The following is a 26,030-nucleotide window of genomic DNA, read 5'->3' as shown; positions in this document are numbered from 1 at the left end:
CCTTCATGACCCGCATCGGCATCGTCGCCGAACCGGCCGGTGAGAACCGCGTCGCCGCGACCCCGCTCACCGTCGGCAAGATCCTCGCGCTCGGCTACGAGGTGGTGGTCGCCGCCGGCGCGGGGGCGGCATCCTCGTTGCCCGATTCTGCCTACACGGATGCCGGTGCCGCCGTCGTCGACCCGTCCACCGCGTGGGCGGCCGACGTGGTGCTGACGATCACGCCGCCCACGCCCGCCGACATCGCCCGGCTCCGCGACGGGGCCACCCTCATCGGCATGCTGTCGCCGGCGCTTCGTCCCGACCTCGTCGAGGCGCTCGCCACCCGCGGGATCACGGCGCTGGCGATGGACGCCGTGCCGCGCATCTCGCGGGCGCAGTCGATGGATGTGCTCAGCTCGATGGCGAACATCTCGGGCTATCGCGCGGTCGTCGAGGCCGCGCACGAGTTCGGCCGCTTCTTCACCGGACAGGTCACCGCGGCGGGCAAGGTCCCGCCGGCGAAGGTGCTCGTCGCAGGCGCCGGCGTCGCGGGCCTTGCCGCCATCGGCGCCGCCTCGAGCCTGGGCGCGATCGTGCGCGCGACGGACCCGCGGCCCGAGGTCGCCGACCAGGTCCGCTCCATCGGCGGGGAGTACCTGCCGGTCGAGGTCGGCGAGCAGATGGTCTCGAGCGACGGCTACGCCAAGGCCACGAGCGAGGCCTACGACCGCCGTGCGGCCGAGATCTACAGCGAGCAGGCCGCCGAGGTCGACATCATCATCACGACCGCCCTGATCCCGGGGCGCCCGGCGCCGCGGCTCATCACCGCCGAGGACGTCGCGAGCATGAAGCCCGGCTCGGTCATCGTGGACATGGCCGCCGCCCAGGGCGGGAACGTCGCCGGTTCCGTCGCCGGAGAGCGCGTCGTGACGGGCAACGGCGTCGTCATCCTCGGCTACACCGATCTGGCCGGGCGGCTCCCCGCCCAGTCCTCGCAGCTGTACGGCACGAACGTGCTGAACCTGCTGAAGCTGCTCACCCCCGGCAAGGACGGCCGCCTCGTTCTCGACTTCGACGACGTCGTGCAGCGCGGCGTGACGGTCGTGCGAGACGGTCAGGCGACGTGGCCCCCGCCGCCGGTCCAGGTGTCGGCGGCGCCTGCGCGGCCGGCCGCGGACGCGGCATCCGTCTCGCCCCCGGCGAAGACCGGCCTGTCGCCGGCGGTGAAGGCGGCGCTCGCGGTCGCGGGCATCGCGGTGCTGTTCCTCGTCAGCGCGGTCGCGCCCGAGCCGCTGCCGCAGCACCTGACGGTGCTGACCCTGTCTGTCGTCGTCGGCTTCTACGTCATCAGCAAGGTCACCCACGCGCTGCACACGCCGCTCATGAGCGTCACCAACGCGATCTCGGGGATCATCGTCGTCGGCGCGATCGTGCAGCTGACCGCGCCGGTCCTCATCGTGCAGATCCTCGCCGCGATCGCGGTGCTCGTGGCCAGCATCAACGTCTTCGGCGGCTTCGCCGTCACCCGCCGAATGCTCGGCATGTTCCAGAAGGGCGACGCCCGATGACCGCCACGTCCGTCGCGACCGCCGCGTACCTCATCGCCGCGCTGCTGTTCATCCTGAGCCTCGCGGGCCTCAGCCGCCACGACACCGCCCGGCGCGGGGTCACCTACGGCATCGTCGGCATGGCGATCGCGCTGGTCGCGACGATCTGGCTGACCGCGTCGTCGGCGTGGGGCGGGCCGCAGGCGGCGCTCGGCCTCGGCCTGCTGGTCGCGGCGATGCTCGTCGGCGCGGTCATCGGACTCTGGCGGGCGCGCAAGGTCGAGATGACCGGGATGCCGGAGCTCATCGCCCTTCTCCACTCGTTCGTCGGCGCCGCCGCCGTGCTCGTCGGGTGGAACGGAGCCCTGTACGACACCGGGCTCGAGGGCGCACTGGCCGACATCCACCACGCCGAGGTCTTCATCGGCGTCTTCATCGGCGCGGTGACCTTCACGGGGTCGATCGTGGCGTTCCTGAAGCTCTCAGGGCGGATGTCGTCGAAGCCCCTGGTGCTGCCCGGCAAGAACGCGCTCAACCTGGGCGCCCTCGTCGCGTTCGTCGCCCTGACCGTCTGGTACGTCATCTCGCCGGAGCTGTGGCTGCTCGTCGTCGTCACCGCCCTGGCCCTCGCCCTGGGCTGGCACCTGGTCGCCTCGATCGGCGGCGGGGACATGCCCGTGGTCGTCTCGATGCTCAACAGCTACTCGGGGTGGGCAGCCGCTGCGGCCGGCTTCCTGCTGAACAACGACCTGCTGATCGTCACCGGCGCGCTCGTGGGCTCGTCCGGTGCGTACCTGTCGTACATCATGTGCCGCGCGATGAACCGGTCGTTCCTGTCGGTCATCGCCGGCGGCTTCGGCATCGAGGCGCCTCGCGCAGGCGACGACGAGCAGGGCGAGCACCGCGAGGTCGACGCCGAGACCGTCGCCGACATGCTCACCGGAGCATCCACGGTGGTCATCACCCCCGGCTACGGCATGGCCGTCGCGCAGGCGCAGTACCCCGTCGCGGAGCTCACCGACAAGCTGCGCGAACGCGGCGTCGACGTGCGGTTCGGCATCCACCCCGTCGCAGGACGCCTGCCGGGGCACATGAACGTCCTGCTGGCCGAGGCGAAGGTGCCCTACGACATCGTGCTCGAGATGGACGAGATCAACGACGACCTCGCCTCGACCACCGTCGTGCTCGTCATCGGCGCGAACGACACCGTCAACCCCGCCGCCGCCGAAGACCCCTCGAGCCCCATCGCCGGGATGCCGGTGCTGCGGGTGTGGGAGGCCGAGAACGTCGTGGTGTTCAAGCGCTCCATGGCCTCGGGGTACGCCGGCGTGCAGAACCCGCTGTTCTTCCGCGACAACACCGCCATGCTGTTCGGCGACGCGAAGGACCGCGTAGAGGAGATCCTGCGCGCGCTGTAGGCGCGGCATCCGGCGGTCATGGCCCCTTCGGGGCCTCGTCCTCCCGCCGGCGACAGCGGGCGGAGGGGATGTCGCCGAAAACAGGACCCGAAACCGCGATCGGGTCCTCCCCTGCCCGACATCCCCTCCCCTCGCCGACGGCGGACGGAGGAGCGGGGGTTCGGCGCCGGTGACGAGGAGGCGGGGTCGCGTTCGCGACGGCGAGCGGAGGAGCGGGGCGCGAATAGGCTGGATCCCATGCGCCTCGCGACCTGGAACGTCAACTCCATCCGCGCCCGCGTCGACCGGATCGTCGACTTCGCGGTGCGCGAGAGTGTGGACGTGCTGGCCATGCAAGAGATCAAATGCAAGGCCGAGCAGTTCCCGTACGAGAAGTTCGAAGAGGCCGGGTACCACGTCGAGGCCCACGGCTTCTCGCAGTGGAACGGCGTCGCGATCGCCAGTCGTGAGCCGATCGACGACGTCGAGACCGCCTTCCCCGGGATGCCGGGCTTCGCCAAGGGCCACGAAGGCCCGGATGCCCCGCAGGAGGCCCGCGCGCTGGGTGCCACCGTCGACGGGGTCAGGGTGTGGAGCCTGTACGTCCCCAACGGCCGCGCCCTCGGCGACCCGCACTACGACTACAAGCTGCACTGGCTGAGGGCGCTCGAGGAATACACCCGCTCGACCCTCGCGGCCCACCCCGACCTGCCCCTCGCCCTCGTCGGCGACTTCAACATCGCACCGACGGATGCAGACAACGGCGACCCCGCGGTCGTGCCGGGCTTCTCGACCCACGTCTCGCCGCTCGAGCGCGACGCGTTCGCCGCGCTGGAATCCGCGGGCCTGCAGGACGTCGTGCGGCCGCTGGTCCCCTCGGGGTTCACGTACTGGGACTACAAGCAGCTGCGCTTCCCCCGCAACCAGGGCATGCGCATCGACTTCATCCTCGGCTCGGCGGCCCTCGCCGACGCCGTCGCCGGAGCGGCGATCCACCGCGAGGAGCGCAAGGGCGACGGCCCGAGCGACCACGTGCCGGTGGTCGTCGACCTCGACCTCGAGGGCCCGGACGACGACGACCGCCCGATGATCTTCTAGCCGCCCCCGACGGCGAGGAACCCCGCGGTGTGCGGGTACCGCGACAGCTCGTGCGCGAGCGGCGAATCGTGGCGCGCGAGGGCGGCAGCGAAGTTGCCGGGCTCGTCGTCGTCGCTCTCGTGCAGCTGCGCGGTGATCGCCTCGAGCAGCTGGGCGCGACTCCAAGTGTTCTCGATGTCCTTGCCGGCGTACCACTCGCGCAGCGCCTGATCGTCGAGCTTGTCCAGCAGCACCACGATGTGGCCCCACGGCAGCTGGCCGACCGGCTGCTGGGCGATGCCTCGGCGCTCCGGCCAGCACAGCGCGAACGTCCGCATCGCGTACAGGTTCGACCGCGAGAAACCCTGCATCGTCGGGAACTGGCGCGCGAGATCCTCGGCCATCTGCGCGACGATTCCGGTCCCCCACCCTGCCGTCCGCTGCTTCCCGACGATCGTCGCACCGATCCGCCAGTACAGGGCGACCAGCTCGGCGTTCGCACGCCGCTGCAGAGTGAACCGCGCGTCCCGCACCTGGCGCGTCATCGCCTCGACGGTGGCGGCGTAGTCGGCGGGCTCGGCAGCGCCCGGGGGTTCGGCGGGTTCGGCATCCGTCATCACGCCAGCATGTCTCACCGGAACGACTGCGCGGTAGTCCGCGTCGCCGTACCGTGGACGCCATGCTGCAACTTCAGGGGATCACCAAGAGCTACGGCGAACGCCGCGCGCTCGACGACGTCTCGTTCACCGTGCGGCCCGGACGACTGACCGGTTTCGTCGGCGGCAACGGCGCGGGCAAGACGACCGCCATGCGGATCGTGCTGGGGGTGCTCTCGCGCGATGCCGGCCGCGTCACGCTCGACGGCGCCGAGGTGACCGCCGCCGACCGGCGGCGGTTCGGGTACATGCCCGAAGAGCGCGGGCTGTATCCGAAGATGAAGGTGCACGAGCACATCACGTATCTCGCCCGCCTGCACGGCTTCGCCAAGGCGGATGCCGCGTCCCGCGCGCAGGATCTGCTGGAGCAGCTGGGGCTCGGCGAGCGACTGAGCGACAACGTCGAAGCACTGTCGCTGGGCAACCAGCAGCGGGCGCAGATCGCCGCGGCGCTCGTCCATGACCCGGACGTGCTGATCCTCGACGAACCGTTCTCGGGGCTGGATCCCCTCGCGGTCGACGTCGTCGCCGGCGTGCTGCAGCGCCGCGCCGAGGCCGGCGCTGCCGTGCTGTTCTCGTCGCACCAGCTCGACGTCGTCGAGCGGCTGTGCGACGACCTCGTCATCATCGCCGGCGGCGCGATCCGGGCTGCCGGCACTCGCGAGGATCTGCGCCGGCAGCACTCCCGCCGCCGCTTCGAGCTGGTGTCCGCCGGGGATGCGGGATGGCTTCGCGACGAGCCCGGCATCCAGGTCGTGGAGTTCGACGGCGGCTACGCCGTGTTCGACGTCGACACGGACCAGACCGCCCAGCGGGTCCTGCGACGCGCCGTCGAGCAGGGCGACGTCGCGAGCTTCGCACCGCGGCATCCGTCACTCGCCCAGATCTTCAAGGAGGTCATCCGATGAGCGCTGGCTCCGTCCCGCCACCCAGCGCCGCACAGAGCACGTGGCTCGTGGCCGAGCGCGAGATCGGCTCGAAGCTGCGCAGCAAGGCGTTCGTCATCTCGACCGCAATCCTGCTGATCGGGGCGCTCGCGATCGTCCTGTGGGGCGGCTTCTCGGCCGCCTCGGACAGCGGCACCCCGGTCGCGGTGACGAGCGACGCCGAACGCTTCGTCGAGGACGTCCCCGGCCTCGAGGTCACCGCGGTCGACGACCGGGCAGCCGCCGAGGCGCTCGTGAAGGCCGGCGACGTCGACGCCGCGATCGTCGGCGACCCCGCCTCGCCGACCGGCTTCGCGGTGCTGGTGGAATCCACGCCGCCGACGCAGCTGCTGCTGTCGCTGGCGCAGGTGCCGCCGGTCGAACTGCTCGATCCGGATGCCGGCGCCGCGGCCCTCGGCTACATCGCCGCCGTCGGGTTCGGAGTGGTCTTCCTCATGGCGGCATCCCTGTTCGGCGGCACCATCGCGCAGAGCGTGGTGGAGGAGAAGCAGACGCGCGTCGTGGAGCTGCTGATCTCAGCCATTCCGGTGCGGACCCTGCTGGCGGGCAAGGTGATCGGCAACACCGTCCTGGCGATGGGCCAGATCCTGCTGCTCGCCGCCATCGCGGTCGTCGGGCTCGCCGTGACCGGCCAGACGGAACTGCTGCAGGGCCTCGGGGCGCCGATCGCGTGGTTCGCGGTGTTCTTCCTGTTCGGGTTCGTGCTGCTGGCGTCGCTGTTCGCCGCGGCGGCGTCGATGGTGTCCCGCCAGGAGGACATCGGCTCGACCACGACACCGCTGACGATGCTGGTGATGGCGCCGTACTTCCTCGTGATCTTCTTCTTCGATGACCCCGTGGTGCTGGGGATCATGTCGTACGTGCCGTTCTCGGCACCGGTGGGCATGCCGATGCGCCTCTTCCTCGGCGAGGCGCAGTGGTGGGAGCCGCTGCTGTCGCTGACGATCCTCGCGCTCACCTGCGTGGGCGCGATCGCCGTGGGAGCGAAGATCTACCGGAACTCGCTGCTGCGGATGGGCGGGCGCGTGAGGCTGCGCGACGCCCTCCGTTGACTGGCCGCGCCGCCGCCGCGTGCCGCGTGCCGCCGCCGCGTGCCGCCGCCGCGTGCCGCCGCCGCGTGCCGCCCGCGTCCTCGCCGCACGCCCCCAGACCCGACCAGATCACGTGATGCGCACGAGATCACCCGCTGTTGACGGTTCGCAACGGGTGATCTCGTGCGCATCACGTGATCTGGTCAGGAAAGAAGGGCACGAGCGATGGCGGCGGGACGCGACGGCGGCGGGACGGGACGGCGCGGGGTCACTCCACCATGCCGGCGACCATCTGGCCCACGGCGATGACGTTGCCCGCGGGGTCGCGGAACCACGCGATGTCGGGCCCGTCCTCGAACCCGCGCGAGATCCCCTTCTCGTCGGTGCCGTAGTCCGGGTCGGTGTAGATCTTCGTGACGATCCCGCGTCCGTTGAGGTCGTCCACGGCCGCTTCGACGTCATCGACGGCGAAGTTGAGCACCGTGAAGGACGCCGGTTCGTGGTTGGACTTCTCGTACACGAAGATGTGCCCGCCCGACGCGAGCGCGATCGTCATGCCGCGCATGTCGGAGTCGACGCGGACCGGCAGGCCCAGGGTCTCTCCGTAGAAGCGCGCCGCTTCGTCGATGTCGTTCACCGAGAAGCTGCTGAAGGGTTTGTCGGTCGTGAACATGTCCGCCTCCTCAGGCTGGTTGCCCCTCCACCGGCAACGATCCTCCGAAGCCGGGGGGTTGTCCAGAGGGGTGGATGCCGGTGCGGATCAGTCCCCGGCGGCGGGCGGGTTGAGGTCGGGATGGGTCATCACGACGAGCGAGTAGGGGTCGCCGCCGGGGTCGGGTCCGCGCGCCTTGAACTCGGTCAGCAGGTCGAACAGGCGCTGGTCGAGCTCGGCCTTGTGCTCGGGGTTCAGCCGCAGCCCGAGCCACGACACGTCGACCTGCTCGGGGTCGACGCCCTCGAGCTGCTGGCGGACGGTCTCGATGATGACCACGGACTGGTTCGGGATGCGGGTGCGCCAGGACAGCCCGGTCGCGCGGTAGGGCACCTCGCGCGCACCGCGGGTGCCGGTGCGCTCGGGCTGCGGCTCGAGCATGCCGGCATCCACGAGCGTACGCACGTGATGGAGCATCGTGCCCGGGTTGATCCCGAGCAGCTCGGCGAGCTCCTTGTTGGTGCGGGCGTCGAACGCGCACAGCCGCAGCACGCGCAGTCGCAGCGGCGAGGCCAGCGCGCGGGCGACGAATTCGGCGTGCTCGCCGTCGTCCCGGACCTCCATACGCCGATCATAGGGCAGTGATTGACAACACTCAATCAGTGGCGCAGACTGATCGACATGTCCCAATCGGTCGCGCCTCCACCCGCCCGCCGCGGCCCGTCGCTGTGGCGCGACGCCAACTTCCTGACGATGTGGGGCGGGCAGGCGCTGAGCCAGTTCGGCGCGCAGATCACCGAGCTGGCGATCCCGGTCCTGGCCGTGCTGCTCCTGGACGCGACGGAGTTCGAGGTCGGCGTCCTCACCGCCGCGAACGTCGCGGCGTTCCTGCTGATCGGCCTGCCCGCGGGGGCGTGGATCGACCGCGTCCGCAAGCGCCACGTGATGATCGCCGCGGATGCCGTGCGCGCCGTCGCGCTGGCGTCCCTGCCGCTGCTGTGGTGGGCGGGGATGCTCGAGGTGTGGCACATGATCGCCGTCGCCTTCGTGATGGGGATCGCGACGGTGTTCTTCGACGTGTCGTACCAGTCGATCGTCCCCTCGCTCGTGCGCGGCGACCAGATCGCCGAGGCCAACGGCAAGCTCGAGTCCACCCATCAGCTCGCCGGCATCGCCGGACCCGCCGCGGGCGGCTGGCTCGTGGCGGTGCTCACGGCGCCGCTGGCGATCCTCGCCACCGTCGGCACCTACCTCGCCTCGATGGTCGCGCTGCTGTTCACCCGGGACGACGAGCGGCTCGCGCCCGCGCACGAGCACGCGCCGCTGCTCGCGTCGATCGCCGAGGGCCTGCGCTGGGTCTTCGGCAACCGGCTGCTGCGCCGCATCGTGGCGACCACGTCGGTGTCGAACTTCTTCAGCACGCTGACCTTCACGCTGCTGCCGGTCTTCCTGCTGCGCGAGCTCGGGCTGACCCCCGCGGCGATGGGCGTGATCTTCTCGCTCGGCGCCGTCGGAGGCCTGTGCGGCGCCGTCGCCACGCCCCACATCGTGCGCTGGATCGGCGAGGCCCGCGCCATCCCGGTGAGCTCGATCGGGTTCTCGGTGGTGGGCCTGGCCCTTCCCGCCGTCAGTCTCGTGCCCGACCTGGCGTTCGGCCTGCTGGTCGCGCAGGGCTTCCTCGGCACGTTCACCGTGCTGCTCTACAACATCACGCAGGTCACGTTCCGCCAGCGGATCACCCCGCGGCGGCTCCTCGGGCGCATGAACGCCTCGATCCGGTTCGTGGTGTGGGGCGTCATGCCGATCTCGGCCCTGCTGGCCGGCGGCCTCGGCTCGTGGATCGGAACCGTGCCGACGCTGTGGATCGGCGCCGTCGGCGGCGTGCTGTCGGCCCTTCCGGTGATCATCGGGCCGTTCTGGGGCATGCGAGAGCTGCCGGATGCTGCGCCCGCCGACGAGCCGGAGCAGACGGCATCCGTCATTCGGGAATGAATACGCTGACCCATTCCGTTGCATAGATCGGGCCGACGGCGTCCCGATTGACCGCAACGACCAGGGAGTCAGCCATGACCATCGTCACCGACCGCACCGCCGACACCGACGCCCCGATTCTGGACGTCCTCGCCGAGCGCTGGAGCACCCGCATCTTCGACGCGCAGGCGCCGATCGACGAGTCCGCCCTCGCGAGCGCTCTCGAGGCCGCGCGCTGGACCCCCACCGCCGCCAACCTGCAGCCGTGGCGGGTCATCGTCGCCCGCCGCGGAACGGACGCGCATGCCCGCGTCCTGGACACCCTCGCCGGCTTCAACAGTGCGTGGGCCGGCGACGCCGGAGCCCTCGTCGTCTTCGTCGCCGAGATCGAGCGCGACGGCCAGCCCCTGGACTGGGCGCTCTACGACACCGGCCAGGTCGCCGCCCACTTCACCGTGCAGGCCCACGCCGACGGCCTGTCGACCCACCAGATGGGCGGCTTCGACCGCGCCGCGCTGGCGCAGGCGTTCGAACTGCCCGCCGAGTTGACGCCCGTGACCGTCATGGCCGTCGGCGAGCTGGGCGACATCCGCACCGCCTCGGACGAGCTGCAGTCGCGCGAGAACGCCCCCCGCACCCGCCGCGCGCTGGACGAGTCCGTCCTCGTCGACGCGTGATCCCGCCGGGCGCCGGATCCTGGTGACCCGGCGCCCGCGGCCGCGCCCCGGTGCACCCCGCCCGGCGCACCCGGCCCGGCGCCCGTAACGAGCTCGGACCGATCGCGCAACGGCGGCCCGCTCGGACGCCCGCGCGTGCTTAGGTGAGTGCATGACCGCGCGCATCCTGTCGATCGGCACCGCCGTCCCGCCGACGATCGTGTCGCAGGGGCGCGTGCGCGACTTCTTCGCCGGCCGCCCCGGCATCGACCGCCGCACGCAGCGGCTCATCCACGCCGCGTTCGACGCCGCCGCCATCGACCGCCGCCACACCGTGCTGCCGCAGCTGGCGGATGCCGCCGCGGCCCCGCGGGACCTCGCCGGCGGGGAGCCCGGACCCTCCTTCGTCGACGGCGACGTGCTGCTGTCGCCCACCACCGGGCCCCGCAACGACCTGTACACCGCGGCGGCGCCGGCATTGACGGCGGATGCCGCGCGGCAGGCGCTGGACGAGGCCGGGGTCGCGGCATCCGATGTCACGCACGTCGTGACCGTGTCGTGCACCGGCTTCTTCGCCCCGGGGCCGGACTACCGGCTCGTGCGGGACCTCGGGCTGCCGACCGGGGCCGAGCGCTACCACTTGGGGTTCATCGGGTGCGCCGCGGCGCTTCCCGGACTGCGGATGGCCGCGCGCATCACCGCGGCCGAACCCGACGCCGTGGTGCTCGTGGCGTGCACCGAGCTGTGCACGCTCCACGTGACCGGCTCGACCGACCCGCAGCAGATCGTGGCGTCGTCGGTGTTCGCCGACGGCGCCGCGGCCGCCGTCGTCACCGCCCGACCCGAGCTCGCCCGCGGCGCCTCGCTCGAACTGGAGCGCTTCGCGACGGCGCTCACGGGCGACGGCGAGCGCGACATGGTGTGGACGATCGGCGACCACGGTTTCGACATGACCCTGTCGGCCGAGGTGCCGCGCATCGTCGGGCGCGAGATCCGGGGCGCGGTCGAGGCGTTCCTCGGTGACGACCCGCCGCCGGACGCGTGGGCGGTGCACCCCGGCGGGCGCAGCGTGCTGGATCGCGTCGAGGCGGGTCTCGAGCTGGATGCCGGCGCCCTGCAGGCTTCGCGCGCGGTGCTGCGCGACCACGGCAACATGTCCAGCGCGACCATCATGTTCATCCTGCGCGCGATGCTGCACGACCCGCAGCTGGCGGCGGGCGCGCGGATCGCGGGGCTGGCGTTCGGACCGGGGCTCACCGTCGAGTCCGCGCTGCTGACCAAGCGTGCGGCGGGGGCCACGTGAGCGGGCGGGCGATGGCGCGGGCCGGCGCGTCGGCGCGGGGTTCGTCGCGGCTGGGTTCGTCGGGGCTGGGTTGGTCGCGGTTGGGTTCGTCGGGGCTGGGTTGGTCGCGGTTGGCGGCCCGCGCCGTGGACCTGCGGGAGCTCATGGACGACCCGAACTGCGACCCCGACCGCCTGCGGGCGACGCTGCGGCGCTTCGACACCGTCAACCGGCTCGTCGCGGGGTGGGGCACGGTGTACCGGACGCACGTGCGGCCGTACCTGACCGCCCTCGGCCGGCCCGCGCGGGTGCTCGACGTCGGCGCCGGCGGCGGCGACGTCGTGGCGCGCCTGGCCGACCGCGCGGCCGCCGACGGACTGTCGGTGCAGTGGACGGGCGCCGACCCCGACCCCCGCGCCCTCGAGGTCGCCGCCGCGCGGAGCGTGCCCCCGAACGTCGAGTTCGTGCGCGCCGACGCCCGCACGCTGGCCGCGGCCGACGAGCGCTACGACGTCGTGCTGTCCAACCACGTGCTGCACCACCTCGGCGCCGACGAGCTGGCGGAGTTCGCCGAGGCGACCGTCCGGGCGGGCACGGGGCTCGTGCTGCACGGCGACATCGAGCGCAGCCGCACCGCGTACGGGCTCTACGCCGTCGGGATCACGCCGCTGGCACCGGGGACGTTCCTGCGCACCGACGGGCTCCGCTCCATCCGGCGCAGCTACCGGGCGCCCGAGCTCGCCGACGCCCTGGGGGGCCGGTGGCGCGTCGAGCGGCCGGCGCCGTTCCGCCTGCTCGCCGTGCGAGACCTCCGTGCCTGACGTCCTCGTCGTCGGCGCCGGCCCCGTGGGCCTGCTGGCCGCCGCCGAGCTGTCGCGCCTGGGCGCCGAGGTCGAGATCCTCGAGCGCCGCCCGGTGGCGGGCGCGGGCAGCCGGGCCATCGGCATCCATTCGGCCGTGCTGTCGGCGCTCGAGACCTCGGGGATCACCGAGCAGCTGCTGGACGGCGCCGCCCGCGTGCGGACGGGGCTCGCCCGCGCCCGCGGGCGCACGCTCGGAGTCGTGCGCTTCGACCGGATGGCGGCGCGGTTCCCGTTCGTGGCGACGCAGCCGCAGGTGGTGACCGAGGCGGTGCTGGCGGGCCGCGCGCCCGAGCCCCTGCGCGGCGCCCACGTGACCGCACTGCTGCCACGCAGCGATCGCGTGCGCGTGCGATACGCGATCGGCGGGCGACCCGCCGAGACCGACGCCGCGGTCGTCGTCGTCGCGTCGGGCTGGGGGAGCCGGGACCTCGTCTATCGCGAGTCGACGCTCGCGCGCACGACGTATCCCGACCGGTACGTGATGACGGATGCCGCGGCCTCGCCCGCCGCCGACCCCGCCGTGGCGGTGGTCGACCTGGACCCGTCCGGCGTGCTGGAGTCCTTCCCGCTGCCCGGCGGCCTGCGGCGGTACGTCGCCTGGGACGGGGTCGCCGCGGACGGGCGGGGCGGCGGTGCGAGGGACGTGCGGGGCGACGCAGGCGGGCGGGGCGACGCAGGCGGGCCGGGGGACGGCGTCGGTCGGGGCGACGGCGTGGGTCGGGGCGACGGCGGGGCGGACGCCGCGGCGCGATTGCGGGCGGCGGTGGCCGCGCGCGACGGCGTGGCTGCCGCCGGGATCACGGAGGCGTCGACGTTCGGGGTGCGGCGCGTGCTCGCGCCGGCGCTGCGCCGCGGGCGCGTCGTGGTGGTCGGCGACGCCGCGCACGAGGTGAGCCCGATCGGCGGGCAGGGGATGAACCTCGGCCTGCTGGATGCCGTCACCCTCGCACCGCTCATCGCCGGGTGGCTGCGCTCGGCGCAGGAGCCGGCGCTCGCGCTCGCGCGCTGGGAACGCCGCCGGCTGGCCTCGGCGCGTCTGTCGGCGCGGCTCGCGGCGCTGAACACGAGGCTCGGGCGGGCTCTTCCGGACTCCGAGGCGCGGGTGCGCGAGACGCTGGTGCGCGCGATGCTCGGGCCGCTGACGGCCCCGGCCTTCGCCCGCGCCTACGCGATGGGTTTCGACCGCGACGCCTGACCCCCGACACCCCGCCCCCGGCATCCGCCCCTCTCTCACCCCCCGCCACCCCGCTTCATCGCGTACGGATCACGTGATCTGCACGAGATCACCCGATCCGGACGGTCATTACCGGGTGATCTCGTACGCATCACGTGATCCGTGACACATGAACGCGTGCGCGCGAGCGCGCGGGGCGCCGCTAGGCGAGGGGGGAGGAGGTCAGCACGAGGTGGGCGGCGAGCAGCAGGGCGGCGAGCATCCCGAGGCGGAACAGCCACCGCGACCGCGGGCGCGCGAGCGCGAGGCCGAGGGCCACCGCGGCGACGCCGACCACCGCGGCGAAGAACACCCACGCGAGCGCCCCGGCCGCTCCGGCCCCGACCAGCACGACCATCGCCACCGCGATGACGGCCGCCACGGCGAGCGCCCCCGACGCACGGGCGCCGAGCCGATGGGGCAGACCCCGGATGCCGGTGCGGGCGTCGTCGTCCAGATCCGGCAGGACGTTCAGCAGGTGGACGGCCGCGCCCAGCACGGCTCCGGCGGCCGTCGCCCACGCCGGGGCGAGCGCGGGCTCGCGCGCCGACAGCGTCGCGAGCGACGGCAGGAGTCCGAAGCTCACCGCGAACGGGACCACCGAGAACGCGGTCGCCTTGAGGCCGGCGTTGTACGCCCACGCCGACGCGAGCGCGAGGGCGTGGGCCGCCAGCATCCCGGGTCCGAGCAGCACCGAGAGGACCAGTGCGACCGCCAGGGCGCCGATCGCGGCGGCCCACGCCACGCCGACCGTCGCGTCGCCGCGGGCGAGCGGCTTGTCGGTGCGCCCGACGGCGCGGTCGCGGGCGACGTCGATCGCGTCGTTCGAGATGCCGACCGACACCTGTCCGGCCAGGACCGCGACCACGAGCAGCAACAGCCGCCACGGTTCGAGCCCGGCGGCGAGTCCCAGGGTGAGAGACAGGACCGTGACGACGAGCGTGGGCCCGGGGTGCGTCGACGCCCACAGGGCGCCTGCCACCCGGACCCACGACGCGCTCGTCACGCTCGATGGTCCCACACGGCTCAGTCCTCTTCGAGGATGGCCTCGATCACCTCGTCATCGTCGTCGGCGACCGGCGGTGCCGGCTTCGGGCCGGCGCTCGTGAGCACGAGCTGCGACCCGTCGGCCGCGACGTCCACGGTCACCAGGTCGCCGTCGACGACGCCGCCCGACAGCAGCGCCATCGCGAGACGATCCTGGATCTCGGACTGGATGAGGCGCCGCAGCGGCCGCGCCCCGAACACCGGGTCGTACCCCCGCTCGGCCAGCCACGTGCGGGCGTCGGGCGTGACGCCCAGCTCGAGGCGACGGTCGCGCAGCCGGCGCTGGAGGGCCTCGACGGCGAGCTCGACGATCTGGGCGAGGTCGTCCTGCGTGAGCGCCTGGAACACCACGATGTCGTCGAGCCGGTTGACGAACTCCGGCTTGAACGCCTGGCGCACCAGGGTCTGCACCTGCTCGCGCTTGACGTCGAACGACAGCGTCGGGTCGATGAGGATCGGCGAGCCGAGGTTCGAGGTGAGGATCAGGATGACGTTCTTGAAGTCGACCGTCCGGCCCTGGCCGTCGGTCAGGCGCCCGTCGTCCATGACCTGCAGCAGCACGTCGAAGACCTCGGGGTGGGCCTTCTCGACCTCGTCCAGCAGCACCACGCTGTAGGGACGGCGGCGCACCGCCTCGGTCAGCTGACCGCCCTGCTCATAGCCGATGTAACCCGGAGGGGCGCCGACCAGGCGCGAGACGGTGTGCTTCTCGCCGTACTCCGACATGTCGATGCGGACCATCGCGTGCTCGTCATCGAAGAGGAACTCCGCGAGCGCCTTCGCGAGCTCTGTCTTGCCCACGCCGGTGGGCCCGAGGAACAGGAACGAGCCGGTCGGACGGTTCGGATCGCTGATGCCCGCGCGGCTGCGGCGCACAGCGTCGGCGACGGCCTTGACCGCCTCTTTCTGGCCGATGAGCCGCTTGCCGAGCTCGGCCTCGAGGTGCACGAGCTTCTCGGTCTCGCCCTGCAGCAGACGACCGACCGGGATGCCGGTCCATGCGGCGATGACGGCGGCGATGTCCTCGTCGGTCACCTGTTCGTTCACCATGCGCTCCTCGGCGCTGGTCGCCTCGGCGCGCTCGGCTTCGTCGATCTCGTGCTGCAGACGCTTGATCGTCTCGTATTCGAGCTTCGAGGCGCGCTGGTAGTCGCCCTCGCGCAGGGCCCGATCGCGGTCGGTGACGGCCTGGTCGTACTGCTTCTTCAGCTCGCCGACGCGGTTCAGTCCCGCGCGTTCGCGCTGCCACCGCGCCTCGAGGTCCTTCAGCTCGGCCTCGGCCGTGTCCATCTGCTCGCGGAGCTTGCCGAGACGCTCCTTGGATGCCGCATCCTTCTCTTTCTTGAGGGCGAGCTCTTCCAGGCGCATGCGGTCCACCTGCCGGCGCAGCTGGTCGATCTCGATGGGGCTGGAGTCGATCTCCATCTTCAGCCGGCTCATCGCCTCGTCGATCAGGTCGATCGCCTTGTCGGGCAGCTGGCGGCTGGGGATGTAGCGGTTGCTGAGCGCAGCGGCGGCCACGAGCGCGCCGTCGCTGATGGTGACGCCGTGGTGCGCCTCGTACCGGCCCTTCAGTCCGCGGAGGATCGCCACGGTGTCCTCGACGCTGGGCTCGCCGACGTACACCTGCTGGAAGCGGCGCTCGAGGGCGGCATCCTTCTCGATGAACTCGCGGTACTCGTTGAGCGTGGTCGCGCCGATGAGGCGCAGCTCGCCGCGGGCGAGCATGGGCTTGAGCATGTTCGAGGCGGCCACCGACCCCTCACCGCCGCCCGCGCCCATGAGCACGTGCAGCTCGTCGATGAAGGTGATGATGCGCCCGTCGGACTCGGTGATCTCTTTCAGGACGCTCTTCAGGCGCTCCTCGAACTGGCCGCGGTACATGGCCCCGGCGACCAGCGCCGAGATGTCGAGGGTGACCAGCTCTTTGTCCTTGAGCGACTCGGCGACGTCGCCCGCGACGATGCGCTGGGCGAGACCCTCGACGACGGCGGTCTTGCCCACACCGGGCTCGCCGATCAGGACGGGGTTGTTCTTGGTGCGCCGCGTCAGCACCTGGCTCACCCGGCGGATCTCGCTGTCGCGACCGATCACCGGGTCGAGCTTGCCCTGACGGGCGCGGTCGGTGAGGTTGATCCCGAACTGCTCGAGGGCGCTCTGCGCGTCCTCCTGTCCGGGCTGCTGCGTGGCGTTCATGTGTCTCCTGAGTCGTGTTGCTCGACCAAACTTGAGTCGAACAGGCTCAACTTTACCAGCAGCCCGCCGTCGCGGCAACGGGGCGTCAGGCGACGGCGTCGCCGGCGCAGCTGAAGCGCGCACGGTACGCCGTCGGGGTGAGCCCGAGCACCCGCGCGAAGTTCTGCCGCAGCACGGCGGCCGAGCCGAAGCCGGCCTCGTAGGCGATGCGATCCAGACCGAGGTCGGTGTTCTCGAGCAGCCGCTGCGCGTGCAGGATCCGCTGGCGGCCGAGCCACGCCGCGGGCGTCGTGCCGAAGTCCGCCTTGAACCGCCGCGCGAAGGTCCGCGGCGACATGTGCGCCCTCGCCGCGAGCTGGTCGACGGTGAGGTCCTGCCGCAGGTTCTCGAGCATCCAGTCCGTCACCGGCGCGAGCGACTGCGAGGGCGTCAGCGGCATCGGCCGGTCGATGAACTGCGCCTGGCCGCCGTCGCGCTGCGGGGCGACGACCATGCGCCGCGCGATGCGGTTGGTCGCCTCTGCGCCGAGCTCCTGCCGCAGCAGGTGCAGGCACGCGTCGAGCCCGGCGGCGGTGCCGGCGCTGGTGATGATGCGGCCGTCCTGCACGTAGAGGACGTCGGGGTCGACGTCGATCTGCGGGTACATCTGCTGCATCGTCTCGGCGTACATCCAGTGGGTGGTCGCGCGACGGCCGTCGAGCACCCCGGATGCCGCGACCACGAACGCCCCGCTGCAGACGGTGAGCACCCACGCGCCGCGGTCGACCGCGCGTCGGATCACGTCGGCCACCCGGCGGTCCACGCTCGCCCAGGCGCTCCGCGGCACCGGCGTCACCACGACGAGGTCCGCCTCGTCGGCGAACGCGAGGTCGTGATCGACGTTGATCGAGAACGCGATGTTGCTGGGGACGGCGCCGGGCTCGGGCGTGACGATGCGGAAGTCGAAGTTCTGGATGCCGTCATTCGAGCGATCGAGCCCGAACGCCTCGCACGCGAGGCCGAACTCGAACGGCGCGAAGCCGGGCTGGACGATGACGGCGACGGTCTGCATGAGGTCCTCCGAGAGGCTGGCAGGATTCGGGCGAAGCGTGTCCATCCTGCCACTCGTGGCAGTCGCCGTGCAAGCGTAGCGTTCCTGCCATGTTCACGTTCATCCTCTTCGCGGCCCTGGCCGCCGCCGGCCTGGTCGGCACATTCGCCGCCCTGCCGCTCGACGGCTACCGCCGCCTGCCCACCCGGCATCCCTGACCCGGGCTCACGCCGCTCAGCCCAGCGCGCCCCGGTAGACCTCGAGCATCGCGTCGGTCCGGGACGACTGCCGGAACCGCTCGCGCACGGTCGGGTCGGGCTGGGGCGCGGCTCCGGCGGCCACATCGGCGGCCGCCCGGCGCAGCGCCTCGGCGAGGGCGTCGACCGAGGAGTCGGCGACGCGCCACGCGCCGGATCCCAGCTCGCCGCCGATGTCGGGGTCGCTCACGATCGCGGGAGTCCCGAGCGACGCCGCCTCGAACACCGTCATCCCCTGCGTCTCGAAGCCGATCGAGGTCTGCACGACGGCGTCGGCCGCCGCGATCCTGCGGAGCGTCTCGGGGTACGGCAGCCGGCCGGCGAACACGACGGATGCCGTCGGCCGCCGCCGCTCGATCAGGCGCCGGGCCGCCGCCTCGTCGGCGCCGCCGCCGATCAGCTCGACCTCGGCTGCGATCCCCGACGCGGCGAGCGCGTCGAGGAAGGGCAGCAGCCGCTTCTCGGCGCTCATGCGCCCGAGCCACACGAACCGGGGCGGGCCGGCCGGCCGCTGGGCCGGCGCGTCGGCGAGGACGGCGTCCAGCAGGTCGTCGTCGATGCCGTTCCACACCACCTCGACGCGGCGCCGGGCGCCGGTGGCATCGTCGGTGCCGAAGGGCCCGGCGGGGACGACCCCGTGCTCCTCGAGCCGGCGGGCGAAATGGGCCGAGGGGGCGGTGACCGCCTGCGAGCGCGCGGCGAAGCGGCGCAGGAACGACCACCCGTCGTGGCCGGGCTCGTCGTCCACCGGCATCCCGAGCGCCCTGCGCTGCCACGCGTTGAGCGCGCGCAGCACGAGTCGCGGCGCCGGCGTCGTGGCCTCGATGCCGACGTCCACACGGTTGTGCATCGTGTGCACGACGGGGATGCCGTGGCGCGTGGCCAAGCGATGGCCCATGAACCCGCCCCAGAAGTCCGCCTGCACGTGCACGAGGTCGACGGGGGGCCGGCCCGCGAGCGCCCGGTCGACGAAGCGGTCGGCGCGCGCGCCCGGCCACGAGAACGAGTACTCTCGGTCAGCGGTGATGGGGATCGACGGCAGGTCGATGTAGGCGGGTCCCGCAGCGGCGCGCGCGGGGACCGCCGTCTTCGCCCGGGGCCCGTGCATGGCGGGCGCGACGATCGTGACGGTGTGCCCGGCCCGCTCGAGGTAGCGGCGCTGCAGCCGCATCGACACCTGCGCGCCGCCCAGCGACTCCACGTGCTGGTCGGCGAACATCAGGATGTGCACGCGGGCTACTCCGGGACCGGCTCGCCGCGGTACAGCGCCTCGAACGTCTCGAGGGTGCGGGTCATGTCGTGCACCTTCACCCCGTCCAGCGATGCCTGCTGCATCCGCCGGCGCTCGTCGGGAGTCTGGCGCAGCACGCGGTTGAGCTTCGCGGCGAGGTCGTCGACGTCGCCCGGGCGGAACAGGAAGCCGTTCTCGCCGTCGTGCACGAGGTGCGGCAGCGCCACGGCGTCGGCGGCGACGATCGGCAGGCCCGACGCCATCGCCTCCATCGTCGCGATGGACTGCAGCTCGGCGATCGAGGCGATCGCGAAGACGCTCGCCCGGGTGAGGTAGCCGCGCAGCTCCTCGTCGGTGGTGTGCCCGTGGAAGCTCACCCGCGAGGCCAGGCCCAGCTGGTCGGCGAGCTCCTCGAGGTTGCGCCGCTGGTCGCCGTTGCCGATGACGTCGAAGTGCACGTCCAGCGCCGGGTCGAGCTTGGTGATCGCCCGAAGCACGACGTCGATCTGCTTCTCGGTCGTCAGGCGCCCGACGAACACGATCCGGTTGGCGTCGCGGGGCGTCAGGTCGGCGGTGTAGTTCTTCGCGTCCAGGCCGCAGCTGACCGGCAGCACGCCGTCGATGTCGATGGTGTTCTCGAGGAAGTCCGCGGCCTTGCGGGTCGGGGTGGTGACCGCACGGGTCAAGTCGAAGGTGCGCTTGGCGTCGTCCCACGCGAGCTTGACGAACATCTTGTCCAGCACCGGCGGCAGGGTGGTGAAGTCCAGGACGTTCTCGGCCATCACGTGGTTCGTCGCCACGATCGGGATGCCGCGCTTGTGGGCCTCGCGGGCGAGCCCGCGGCCGATGACGATGTGGGACTGGATGTGGACGACGTCGGGCTTGACGGCATCCAGTGCCCTGCGGGCGTAGAACTTCGACATCCACGGCAGCACGAAGGTCAGCCAGTCGTGGGGCAGCCAGCGCCACGACGGCAGCCGGTGCATGGTGAGCTGCTCGCCCTCGATCACCTCGGTGAACACCCCGTGCTCGCGGTGCGTGCGGCTGGGTGCCATCACGTGCACCTCGTGGCCGCGGGCGACCAGGCCGGCGGCGAGGCGCTCGGCGAAGCGGGCGGCGCCGTTCACGTGCGGCAGGAACGTGTCCGCGCCGATGAGGATCGTCAGGGGACGGGAGCCCGCGGCGGGGGCGGCGGAATCGTCGGGCGTCGCGGTATCAGTCACGGGATGTGTGGACCTGTCTGTGCGTCGAGGGCGCGAATGCGAGGGGTCTTCGGCGCGCGGCATCCACTGTACCCGAGCGGCGCTGCACGCCCGGGTGCCCCGCCGCAGGCGCCCGGCGAGCGCCCGGCGTCACCGACGTACGCTGGAGGCATGCCCCGACTGCAGGCCGACGCCGCCCCCGACCGCTGGGTTCCCGTGACCGAGTCCCTCGGGTGGCGCGGGCGACGCCACCGCAAGGCCGCCATCCGGATGCTGCTGACCCAGGCCGGCCGGGCCGTCGGGCACACCGAGCGCCCCGGCAGCGGCGTGGCCGCGTGGGCGATGAGCCAGGCGGCGCCGTTCCTGATGAAGCGGGCCGCCGGGCGCGTGCTGGCGTGGGTGTGGAAGAGCGACCCCGACCTGCTCGTGGTGATGGCGCAGGTCCAGCGCGCGACGAACGAGCTGCGGGCGGCTCGCGCGATGATGCCCATGGAGTACGACGACACCGAGTCGTTCCGCAACCCCCACCTCGGCGAGGGCGAGAAGCTCGCCATGCCCCTCCCCCGCGACGAGCGCACGCCGCCGTTCGCGACCTACACGTGGGACACCGGATCCCACTTCGTCACCGTCACCGCCGTGTGCTCCGACCGCGAGCGGTTCGGCACCGTCATCGGCGCCGTCGACGACCTCGCCCGCACCCTGCGCCTCGTCGACGACCTGCCGCTGGGCGAGACCCCCGGCGTCCTGCGGATCGGTCCGGCGTGAGCGCCGGCATCCCTTCGACCATGACGGATGCCGAGCGGCGCCGTCGACGCAAGCGCCTGCTGTCGTGGGTGCCCACGGCGATCGCCGCGCTGCTGTGCGTAGGCGTCATCGTCGGGGCGGTCGTCGTCGGCGGCTCGTGGTGGAGCGAGCCCGAGCCCGAGGCCGCCACCGACCAGCAGGCCGAGGACGGCTCGTCGCTGTTCACGCAGACCGGCGTGGACTTCCTCACCCGGCAGGGCGAGCTGCGGGTCAAGCTGCGCGAGGACGGCCTGTCGGCCGAGCAGCTCGGGCTCGAGCCCGACGGCGAGCGCACGATCGAGCCGCTCGTGCCGGTGACCGCGATCATCCTCGGCGAAGAGGGCACTTTCAGCATCGAGCTCATCGACGCGTTCACCCTCGTCACCGAGGACGGCGAGCTCGCCGCCGTGGTGACCTCGCCGCAGGGACGGCCGACGTGGGCGAACGCGATGTCGTCGTTGCGGTCGGTGGCGCCGTCGTGGGGGTGGAGCCCCGAGCAGCTCACGCAGCTGAACGAGGACCTGCTCGCCGCGCAGCGGCAGGACGGCGACGCCTACAGCGCCGAGCTGCCCATGGTCGAGTCCAAGGGCGCCCGCGTGGGCGCGCGCCTGGACGTCGACACCCGCAGCTCGAGCGTCGCGCTGACCTACACCTTCCGCACCCTGGAGTAGCCCGCGCCCGCCGCCCCCGGCATCCCCCGCACTCTCGCGCCCCCGCGCGCTCGCCGCGCCTCTCCGCGCCTCTCCGCGTCCAGATCACGTGATACGCACGAGATCACCCGCTACGGACGGTCCGCAACGGGTGATCTCGTCGACATCACGTGATACGTACGGGATGCCGGGGGTGCAGGCGCGACGCGCGGGGCGGGGGTCAGGCGATGGCGACGCGGCCGACGAGGTTGACCTTGATGCCGACGCGGTCGAACATCGCGGCCTTGGCCAGCAGGGCCTTGTCGGCGGTCTCGGCATCCGGCGCATAGACCATCTGCGCATGGTTGGCCTTGTGACGGGCCATGAACTGGTCGCGGGTGACGTCGTGCAGCACCACGTGCGCGATCGGCCACTCCGGGTTCGTGGCCTGCTTGCGCCGCTCAGTCTCTTCGGCGGGCAGCTCGATGACCGAGCCGCGGAAGATGTCGGCCTGCAGGATGCTGTCGGCGATGAACACGCGCGAGATCACGACCTCGCCGGGCTTCGAGACGCCGTTGATCGTCGAGCCGCCGGCGGGGAAGAACACCGGCCCCTGGCGCCAGCCTTCGGCCTTGTCCCAGCCGCCGAGGTGCGATGCGGGGACCGAGCCCGAGATCTCGTACACCCACACGAACTGTCCGTCGTAGTCCTCGCCCCAGCGCACGTCGTGCAGGGTGTTGTCGGGAACCAGGCCCATCGCCGTCCACACGCGGTCGGTGATCAGCGCGTCCACCGCGACGCCCTCGTCCGCCTCGTTGAAGTGCGGGAAGGCGCGGCCGGCGAACAGCTCACGCGACCCGTCGCGCGAGAGCACCGGGGGCCGTTCGGTGGAGTTGAGGACGCCTTCGGCGAGGTCGGATGCCGGCACCAGGTCCTTCAGGCCCTGCTGGTACTGGATGCCGACGGCATCCAGACCGAAGTCGTCGGCGATGCGCAGCGCGGCGATGTACATCTTCATCTGCCACCGCACCTGCGCCTCGGTGAGCTCGGTGGCCTCGTCGGTCCCGAAGCGGAACGTCATCCCCCGGTCCACGAGCCAGTCGCGGGCGGCGTCGGCTTCGGCATCCGTCACGTTCAGCATCTCGGCGTACAGCGCCGACTGCGACAGGCGCTCCTTGTAGATGCCGGTCCGGTTGAGCAGCTCGTCGTCGAAGATCGCGTTGTACATGCCCATGCAGCCCTCGTCGAACACGCCGATGATGGCCTTGTCCGCCAGCAGCTGGTCGCCGAGGGCCCGGCCGAGGGAGACCTCGTCGGTGTCGGGCAGGGCCGGGAGCGGGCGCACGTGCGAGGCGTCGTGGGTGATGCGGCCGGTCTCGGTCCACTCCTTCAGTCCGGCCTTGAACCAGTCGTCGGTGAAGTCGACCGACCAGATGGTGGCGTAGTCCTTGCCCATCTTGGTCAGGCCCGCGTTCAGGCCGAGAAGGCCCACGAGTCCCGGCCAGTCGCCGGCGAAGTTCGCGACGGTCAGGAGGGGTCCCTGGTGCGTGCGCAGGCCCGCGAGCACGTGGTGGGAGTACTGCCAGACCGCCTCGGCGACGATGAGGGGCGCGTCGACGGGGATCGTCTTGAACACCTCGAGTCCCATGCGCTGGCTCGAGATGAAGCCGTGGCCGGTCTCGGGGTCGACGTCGTTGGCGCGGGTGACGCTCCAGCCGAGGTCGGCGAGCGCGGCGGTCACGTCGGCTTCCATCTGGGCCTGCGTCGGCCAGCCGGCGGTGTTGGCCGACTCGCGCAGGTCGCCCGAGGCGATGAGGTAGGCGGTGCGGCTCGCGGCGGCGGGGCGCTCCGCCGCAGCGGGGAACGAATAGGTCATGAACGGTTTCCTTCCGTGCGTTGGTGTGCGGCCAGGACGTGCACGACGTCGCGGGTGCCGCGGTAGAGGTCGATGTAGAGCCCGAACAGCTCGTCGTAGCGCTCGCGCTTGGCCGGGTCGGGGGTGATGGTGGTCTCGGTGGGGTTCCACCGCTCGATGCGCGGGGTCTCGCCGTCGGGCGCGACGGCGGATGCCGCGAGGAACGCCGCTCCGTAGCTGGCGCCGATCGTGATGCGCGGCACCTCCTGGACGAGCCCGGTGACGTCCGACACCGTCTGGAGCCACAGTCGCCCCTGGGTGCCGCCGCCGACGGCGACAATGCGGGTGATCTCGGCGCCGGCGGCGCGCATCGTCTCGACGTTGTGGCGCACCCCGAACGCGGTGGCCTCGAGCGCGGCCCGGTAGAGGTCTCCGCGGGTGTGGTCGAGGGTGAGGCCGGCGATGACCCCCCGCGCGTCGGGGTCGAGGATCGGAGTCCGCTCCCCCGCGAAGTAGGGGAGCATCAGCAGGCCGCGGGCGCCGGGTCCGGACGCGTCGGCCTCGGCGAGCAGGTCGGTGAAGTCGCCGCCGGCGACCCCCTTGATCCAGCTCGTCAGGGCGCCCGAGGTCGCCAGGCCCCCCGCGAGGTTCCGCGTGCCGGGGAACGCCCCCACGGTAGTCCACATCGAGGGCGTGCGCAGCGTCTCGGGTCCGGTCGCCACGAGGAACATGGTCGAGCCGTACATCAGCATCAGGTCGCCGAGGCCGTGGGCGCCGGCGCTCACCGCCTCGGTCCAGGCGTCGATCGTCCCGGCGATCACGGGAGTGCCCGACGGGATGCCGGTGGCCGCCGCAGCCGTCTCGGTCACGGTGCCGGCGACCTCGCCCGCCCAGCACAGGCGCGGCTGCTCGATCCCGGGGGCGATCCGCTCCCAGTTGGCGTCGTGCCACGCGCCGGAGTCGATGTCGTACAGCGGCGTCGCCTGGCTCGCGGACTGGTGGTCCAGGACGTACTGGCCCGTGAGCTTGCGCGCGAGCCAGGATGCCGGCATGAACAGCCGGCGCGCACGGGCGTAGTCGCCGGGCTCCTCGTCGGCGACCCAGGCGATCTTCGGCCCGGCGGCCTGGGTCGTCAGCGACGAACCGCCCACCCGCACGATCTCGTCCGCGCCCAGCACGGCGGTCAGCCGCTCGATCTGCGCGACCGCCCGCGTGTCGACGCCGTAGAGGATCGCCGGGCGCACCGGCTGGTCCTCCTCATCGGCGAGCAGGACACAGGGTCCCATGCCGCTGACGCCGACGGCGATGACGCGGGACTCGTCGCCGGCGGCGACCGCATCGCCCAGCAGGCGGCTGCTGAGCGTGACGAACTCGTTCCACCACACCCCGGCATCCATCTCGACGTGACCGGGACGAGGACGCGCCACGTCGTGCGCGAGCGTCGCGGTGGCCAGGACTGCGCCGGTGCGGGCATCGACCAGCACGCCCTTGGTGCTGGATGTGCCGACGTCGACGCCCAGTACGCAATCAGCCATGATCGGTCACCTCCGTGGTGTCGTGTCGAGCGTATCGTGAAATCGATTTCAATGCGAGTGTGCGGAAAGGGATCCGCAGTGGTCTCCGGGTCAGCCGGCGGCGAGCAGCGCGTCGATCTCGTCGCGCGCGGGCATCGAGTCCGCCGCGCCCGTCCGCGTGACCGCGATCGCGGCCGCCGCCGTCGCGGCATCCAGCGCCGCCGCGAAATCCTCGCCCGAGGACAGCCACGCCACGAGCACCCCGACGAAGGTGTCGCCCGCGGCGGTCGTGTCGACGGCCTTCACGCGGCGCGGCTGCACGGTGGCGACGACCGCGCCGCCTTGCGCCACGAGCGCGCCCCGCTCGCCGAGCGTGACCACGACGGTGCCCGCGCTGCGGCTCAGAGAGTTGGCCGCCGCCTCGGCGGTGGCCTCGCCCGAGAGCTCCATGGCCTCGCGCTCGTTGGGCAGGAGGATGTCCGCCAGCCCGATCAGCTCGCGGGACTCGTCGGCGACCGGCGCCGGGGTGAGCACGGTCGTGACGCCGCGGTCCCGCGCGTAGGCGAGCGCGGTCCGCAGGAGCGCGTGTGGCCGCTCGAGCTGGACGACGAGGTGCGATGCGCCGTCGATGGCGGCGCGGTCGGCGTCCGACAGGGCGGACTCGGCATTCGCGCCCGGCACCACGACGATCGCGTTCTCGCCGTCGTCCGTCACCGTGATCTGCGCGATCCCGGTGGCGGCGCCGACCCGCCGGAGCGCGGTCGTGTCCACGCCCTCGGCAGCCAGCCCGTCGGCCAGCCGCGCACCGAAGTCGTCCGAACCGACAGCACCGATGAAGGCGACATCCGCCCCCGCCCGCGCGGCCGCGACGGCCTGGTTCAGCCCTTTGCCGCCGGGTCCGGTGGAGAAGTGGGAGCCGAACATCGTCTCGCCCGGCCGCACCCAGCGGGGCTGCCTGACGACGAGGTCCATGTTGGCGCTTCCGAGCACCACGACGCGACCGCGCATGCGA

General features: G+C 72.3%; 23 protein-coding genes. 12 read left to right on the top strand and 11 right to left on the bottom strand.

Annotated elements, in window-relative coordinates; translation table 11 throughout:
• Positions 1-5 precede the first annotated feature (5 nt).
• The 3 genes from ACYVF4_RS08350 to ACYVF4_RS08340 all read left to right on the top strand — a co-directional run bounded on the left by ACYVF4_RS08350 (position 6) and on the right by ACYVF4_RS08340 (position 4,024).
• On the top strand, positions 6-1,550 hold the full coding sequence (locus ACYVF4_RS08350) for a Re/Si-specific NAD(P)(+) transhydrogenase subunit alpha (RefSeq protein WP_460721627.1): 1,545 nt from the start codon (positions 6-8) through the stop codon (positions 1,548-1,550).
• Positions 1,547-2,947, top strand: a complete 1,401-nt coding sequence (gene pntB, locus ACYVF4_RS08345) for a Re/Si-specific NAD(P)(+) transhydrogenase subunit beta (RefSeq protein WP_460721625.1) — start codon at positions 1,547-1,549, stop codon at positions 2,945-2,947. Before ACYVF4_RS08350 ends, pntB begins: the two co-directional genes overlap by 4 nt.
• 237 nt (positions 2,948-3,184) lie before the next feature.
• A complete protein-coding gene (locus tag ACYVF4_RS08340; protein WP_460721623.1) occupies positions 3,185-4,024 on the top strand; it encodes an exodeoxyribonuclease III in 840 nt (279 codons plus the stop codon).
• On the opposite strand, the gene ACYVF4_RS08335 is transcribed toward ACYVF4_RS08340, so the two are convergent.
• A complete protein-coding gene (locus tag ACYVF4_RS08335) occupies positions 4,021-4,620 on the bottom strand; it encodes a DUF1016 N-terminal domain-containing protein (protein ID WP_460721621.1) in 600 nt (199 codons plus the stop codon). The two genes, ACYVF4_RS08340 and ACYVF4_RS08335, sit on opposite strands and share 4 nt — an antisense overlap.
• Positions 4,621-4,682: 62 nt before the next feature.
• Here ACYVF4_RS08335 and ACYVF4_RS08330 point away from each other — a divergent pair, with 62 nt between their 5' ends.
• Both ACYVF4_RS08330 and ACYVF4_RS08325 read left to right on the top strand, forming a co-directional pair.
• A complete protein-coding gene (locus tag ACYVF4_RS08330; protein ID WP_460721619.1) occupies positions 4,683-5,567 on the top strand; it encodes an ABC transporter ATP-binding protein in 885 nt (294 codons plus the stop codon).
• Positions 5,564-6,658, top strand: coding sequence for an ABC transporter permease (locus tag ACYVF4_RS08325; RefSeq protein ID WP_460721617.1), 1,095 nt, complete (start codon positions 5,564-5,566; stop codon positions 6,656-6,658). Before ACYVF4_RS08330 ends, ACYVF4_RS08325 begins: the two co-directional genes overlap by 4 nt.
• A 247-nt stretch (positions 6,659-6,905) precedes the next feature.
• On the opposite strand, the gene ACYVF4_RS08320 is transcribed toward ACYVF4_RS08325, so the two are convergent.
• Together ACYVF4_RS08320 and ACYVF4_RS08315 are read right to left on the bottom strand one after the other, a co-directional pair.
• Complete coding sequence (locus tag ACYVF4_RS08320) at positions 6,906-7,310, bottom strand: VOC family protein (RefSeq protein WP_460721615.1); 405 nt, start codon at positions 7,308-7,310, stop codon at positions 6,906-6,908.
• A gap of 87 nt (positions 7,311-7,397) precedes the next feature.
• Complete coding sequence (locus tag ACYVF4_RS08315; protein WP_460721613.1) at positions 7,398-7,913, bottom strand: ArsR/SmtB family transcription factor; 516 nt, start codon at positions 7,911-7,913, stop codon at positions 7,398-7,400.
• 57 nt (positions 7,914-7,970) lie between these two features.
• Between ACYVF4_RS08315 and ACYVF4_RS08310 the strand changes: the two genes are divergently transcribed.
• From ACYVF4_RS08310 to ACYVF4_RS08290, 5 genes are all read left to right on the top strand, one after another.
• On the top strand, positions 7,971-9,281 hold the full coding sequence (locus ACYVF4_RS08310) for an MFS transporter (protein WP_460721611.1): 1,311 nt from the start codon (positions 7,971-7,973) through the stop codon (positions 9,279-9,281).
• Between the two features lie 74 nt (positions 9,282-9,355).
• Complete coding sequence (locus ACYVF4_RS08305; protein WP_460721609.1) at positions 9,356-9,937, top strand: nitroreductase family protein; 582 nt, start codon at positions 9,356-9,358, stop codon at positions 9,935-9,937.
• 151 nt (positions 9,938-10,088) lie between these two features.
• The gene (locus ACYVF4_RS08300; RefSeq protein ID WP_460721607.1) at positions 10,089-11,219 is read left to right on the top strand and encodes a type III polyketide synthase; all 1,131 of its coding nucleotides are present in this window, start codon (positions 10,089-10,091) and stop codon (positions 11,217-11,219) included.
• Between the two features lie 143 nt (positions 11,220-11,362).
• Complete coding sequence (locus ACYVF4_RS08295; protein WP_460723086.1) at positions 11,363-12,019, top strand: methyltransferase domain-containing protein; 657 nt, start codon at positions 11,363-11,365, stop codon at positions 12,017-12,019.
• The gene (locus ACYVF4_RS08290; RefSeq protein WP_460721605.1) at positions 12,012-13,256 is read left to right on the top strand and encodes an FAD-dependent oxidoreductase; all 1,245 of its coding nucleotides are present in this window, start codon (positions 12,012-12,014) and stop codon (positions 13,254-13,256) included. Before ACYVF4_RS08295 ends, ACYVF4_RS08290 begins: the two co-directional genes overlap by 8 nt.
• A gap of 181 nt (positions 13,257-13,437) precedes the next feature.
• Here the strand turns inward: ACYVF4_RS08290 and ACYVF4_RS08285 are convergent, their stop codons facing one another.
• The 5 genes from ACYVF4_RS08285 to ACYVF4_RS08265 form a co-directional block, all read right to left on the bottom strand.
• Positions 13,438-14,280: a UbiA family prenyltransferase gene (locus ACYVF4_RS08285; RefSeq protein WP_460721603.1), complete on the bottom strand. Its 843-nt coding sequence runs from the start codon at positions 14,278-14,280 to the stop codon at positions 13,438-13,440.
• Positions 14,281-14,300: 20 nt separating this feature from the next.
• A complete protein-coding gene (locus ACYVF4_RS08280; protein ID WP_460721601.1) occupies positions 14,301-16,517 on the bottom strand; it encodes an ATP-dependent Clp protease ATP-binding subunit in 2,217 nt (738 codons plus the stop codon).
• 85 nt (positions 16,518-16,602) lie between these two features.
• Positions 16,603-17,568 (bottom strand): GlxA family transcriptional regulator, encoded by a 966-nt coding sequence (locus tag ACYVF4_RS08275; RefSeq protein ID WP_460723084.1) that lies wholly within the window; start codon positions 17,566-17,568, stop codon positions 16,603-16,605.
• A gap of 213 nt (positions 17,569-17,781) precedes the next feature.
• A complete protein-coding gene (locus ACYVF4_RS08270) occupies positions 17,782-19,035 on the bottom strand; it encodes a glycosyltransferase (RefSeq protein ID WP_460721599.1) in 1,254 nt (417 codons plus the stop codon).
• A 5-nt stretch (positions 19,036-19,040) separates the two neighbouring features.
• On the bottom strand, positions 19,041-20,258 hold the full coding sequence (locus tag ACYVF4_RS08265) for a glycosyltransferase (protein ID WP_460721597.1): 1,218 nt from the start codon (positions 20,256-20,258) through the stop codon (positions 19,041-19,043).
• A gap of 150 nt (positions 20,259-20,408) precedes the next feature.
• Here ACYVF4_RS08265 and ACYVF4_RS08260 point away from each other — a divergent pair, with 150 nt between their 5' ends.
• Both ACYVF4_RS08260 and ACYVF4_RS08255 read left to right on the top strand, forming a co-directional pair.
• Positions 20,409-21,002 carry a hypothetical protein gene (locus ACYVF4_RS08260; RefSeq protein WP_460721595.1) on the top strand — a complete coding sequence of 198 codons (594 nt, stop codon included), beginning with the start codon at positions 20,409-20,411 and terminating at the stop codon, positions 21,000-21,002.
• A complete protein-coding gene (locus ACYVF4_RS08255) occupies positions 20,999-21,691 on the top strand; it encodes a hypothetical protein (RefSeq protein ID WP_460721593.1) in 693 nt (230 codons plus the stop codon). Before ACYVF4_RS08260 ends, ACYVF4_RS08255 begins: the two co-directional genes overlap by 4 nt.
• 199 nt (positions 21,692-21,890) lie before the next feature.
• On the opposite strand, the gene ACYVF4_RS08250 is transcribed toward ACYVF4_RS08255, so the two are convergent.
• The 3 genes from ACYVF4_RS08250 to ACYVF4_RS08240 all read right to left on the bottom strand — a co-directional run bounded on the left by ACYVF4_RS08250 (position 21,891) and on the right by ACYVF4_RS08240 (position 26,026).
• Positions 21,891-23,525: a fucose isomerase gene (locus tag ACYVF4_RS08250; protein ID WP_460721591.1), complete on the bottom strand. Its 1,635-nt coding sequence runs from the start codon at positions 23,523-23,525 to the stop codon at positions 21,891-21,893.
• Positions 23,522-25,039: an FGGY-family carbohydrate kinase gene (locus ACYVF4_RS08245; protein WP_460721589.1), complete on the bottom strand. Its 1,518-nt coding sequence runs from the start codon at positions 25,037-25,039 to the stop codon at positions 23,522-23,524. Before ACYVF4_RS08245 ends, ACYVF4_RS08250 begins: the two co-directional genes overlap by 4 nt.
• 90 nt (positions 25,040-25,129) lie before the next feature.
• Entirely contained in the window at positions 25,130-26,026 is an 897-nt protein-coding gene (locus ACYVF4_RS08240) for a ribokinase (protein WP_460721587.1), read from the bottom strand.
• Between the last annotated feature and the right edge of the window lie 4 nt (positions 26,027-26,030).

The organism is Microbacterium aureliae, from assembly GCF_054780155.1.
Note: the sequence above shows the minus strand (reverse complement) of the source record. Positions and strands in the feature narration are given on the sequence as shown.

Coding starts and splice junctions, on each gene's coding strand:
- ACYVF4_RS08240 (WP_460721587.1), bottom strand. CDS start 26,026: ATGCGCGGTCGCGTCGTGGTGCTCGGAAGCGCCAACATGGACCTCGTC.
- ACYVF4_RS08335 (WP_460721621.1), bottom strand. CDS start 4,620: ATGACGGATGCCGAACCCGCCGAACCCCCGGGCGCTGCCGAGCCCGCC.
- ACYVF4_RS08340 (WP_460721623.1), top strand. CDS start 3,185: ATGCGCCTCGCGACCTGGAACGTCAACTCCATCCGCGCCCGCGTCGAC.
- pntB (WP_460721625.1), top strand. CDS start 1,547: ATGACCGCCACGTCCGTCGCGACCGCCGCGTACCTCATCGCCGCGCTG.
- ACYVF4_RS08300 (WP_460721607.1), top strand. CDS start 10,089: ATGACCGCGCGCATCCTGTCGATCGGCACCGCCGTCCCGCCGACGATC.
- ACYVF4_RS08305 (WP_460721609.1), top strand. CDS start 9,356: ATGACCATCGTCACCGACCGCACCGCCGACACCGACGCCCCGATTCTG.
- ACYVF4_RS08320 (WP_460721615.1), bottom strand. CDS start 7,310: ATGTTCACGACCGACAAACCCTTCAGCAGCTTCTCGGTGAACGACATC.
- ACYVF4_RS08250 (WP_460721591.1), bottom strand. CDS start 23,525: ATGACCTATTCGTTCCCCGCTGCGGCGGAGCGCCCCGCCGCCGCGAGC.
- ACYVF4_RS08295 (WP_460723086.1), top strand. CDS start 11,363: ATGGACGACCCGAACTGCGACCCCGACCGCCTGCGGGCGACGCTGCGG.
- ACYVF4_RS08330 (WP_460721619.1), top strand. CDS start 4,683: ATGCTGCAACTTCAGGGGATCACCAAGAGCTACGGCGAACGCCGCGCG.
- ACYVF4_RS08315 (WP_460721613.1), bottom strand. CDS start 7,913: ATGGAGGTCCGGGACGACGGCGAGCACGCCGAATTCGTCGCCCGCGCG.
- ACYVF4_RS08245 (WP_460721589.1), bottom strand. CDS start 25,039: ATGGCTGATTGCGTACTGGGCGTCGACGTCGGCACATCCAGCACCAAG.
- ACYVF4_RS08325 (WP_460721617.1), top strand. CDS start 5,564: ATGAGCGCTGGCTCCGTCCCGCCACCCAGCGCCGCACAGAGCACGTGG.
- ACYVF4_RS08280 (WP_460721601.1), bottom strand. CDS start 16,517: ATGAACGCCACGCAGCAGCCCGGACAGGAGGACGCGCAGAGCGCCCTC.
- ACYVF4_RS08310 (WP_460721611.1), top strand. CDS start 7,971: ATGTCCCAATCGGTCGCGCCTCCACCCGCCCGCCGCGGCCCGTCGCTG.
- ACYVF4_RS08350 (WP_460721627.1), top strand. CDS start 6: ATGACCCGCATCGGCATCGTCGCCGAACCGGCCGGTGAGAACCGCGTC.
- ACYVF4_RS08275 (WP_460723084.1), bottom strand. CDS start 17,568: ATGCAGACCGTCGCCGTCATCGTCCAGCCCGGCTTCGCGCCGTTCGAG.
- ACYVF4_RS08260 (WP_460721595.1), top strand. CDS start 20,409: ATGCCCCGACTGCAGGCCGACGCCGCCCCCGACCGCTGGGTTCCCGTG.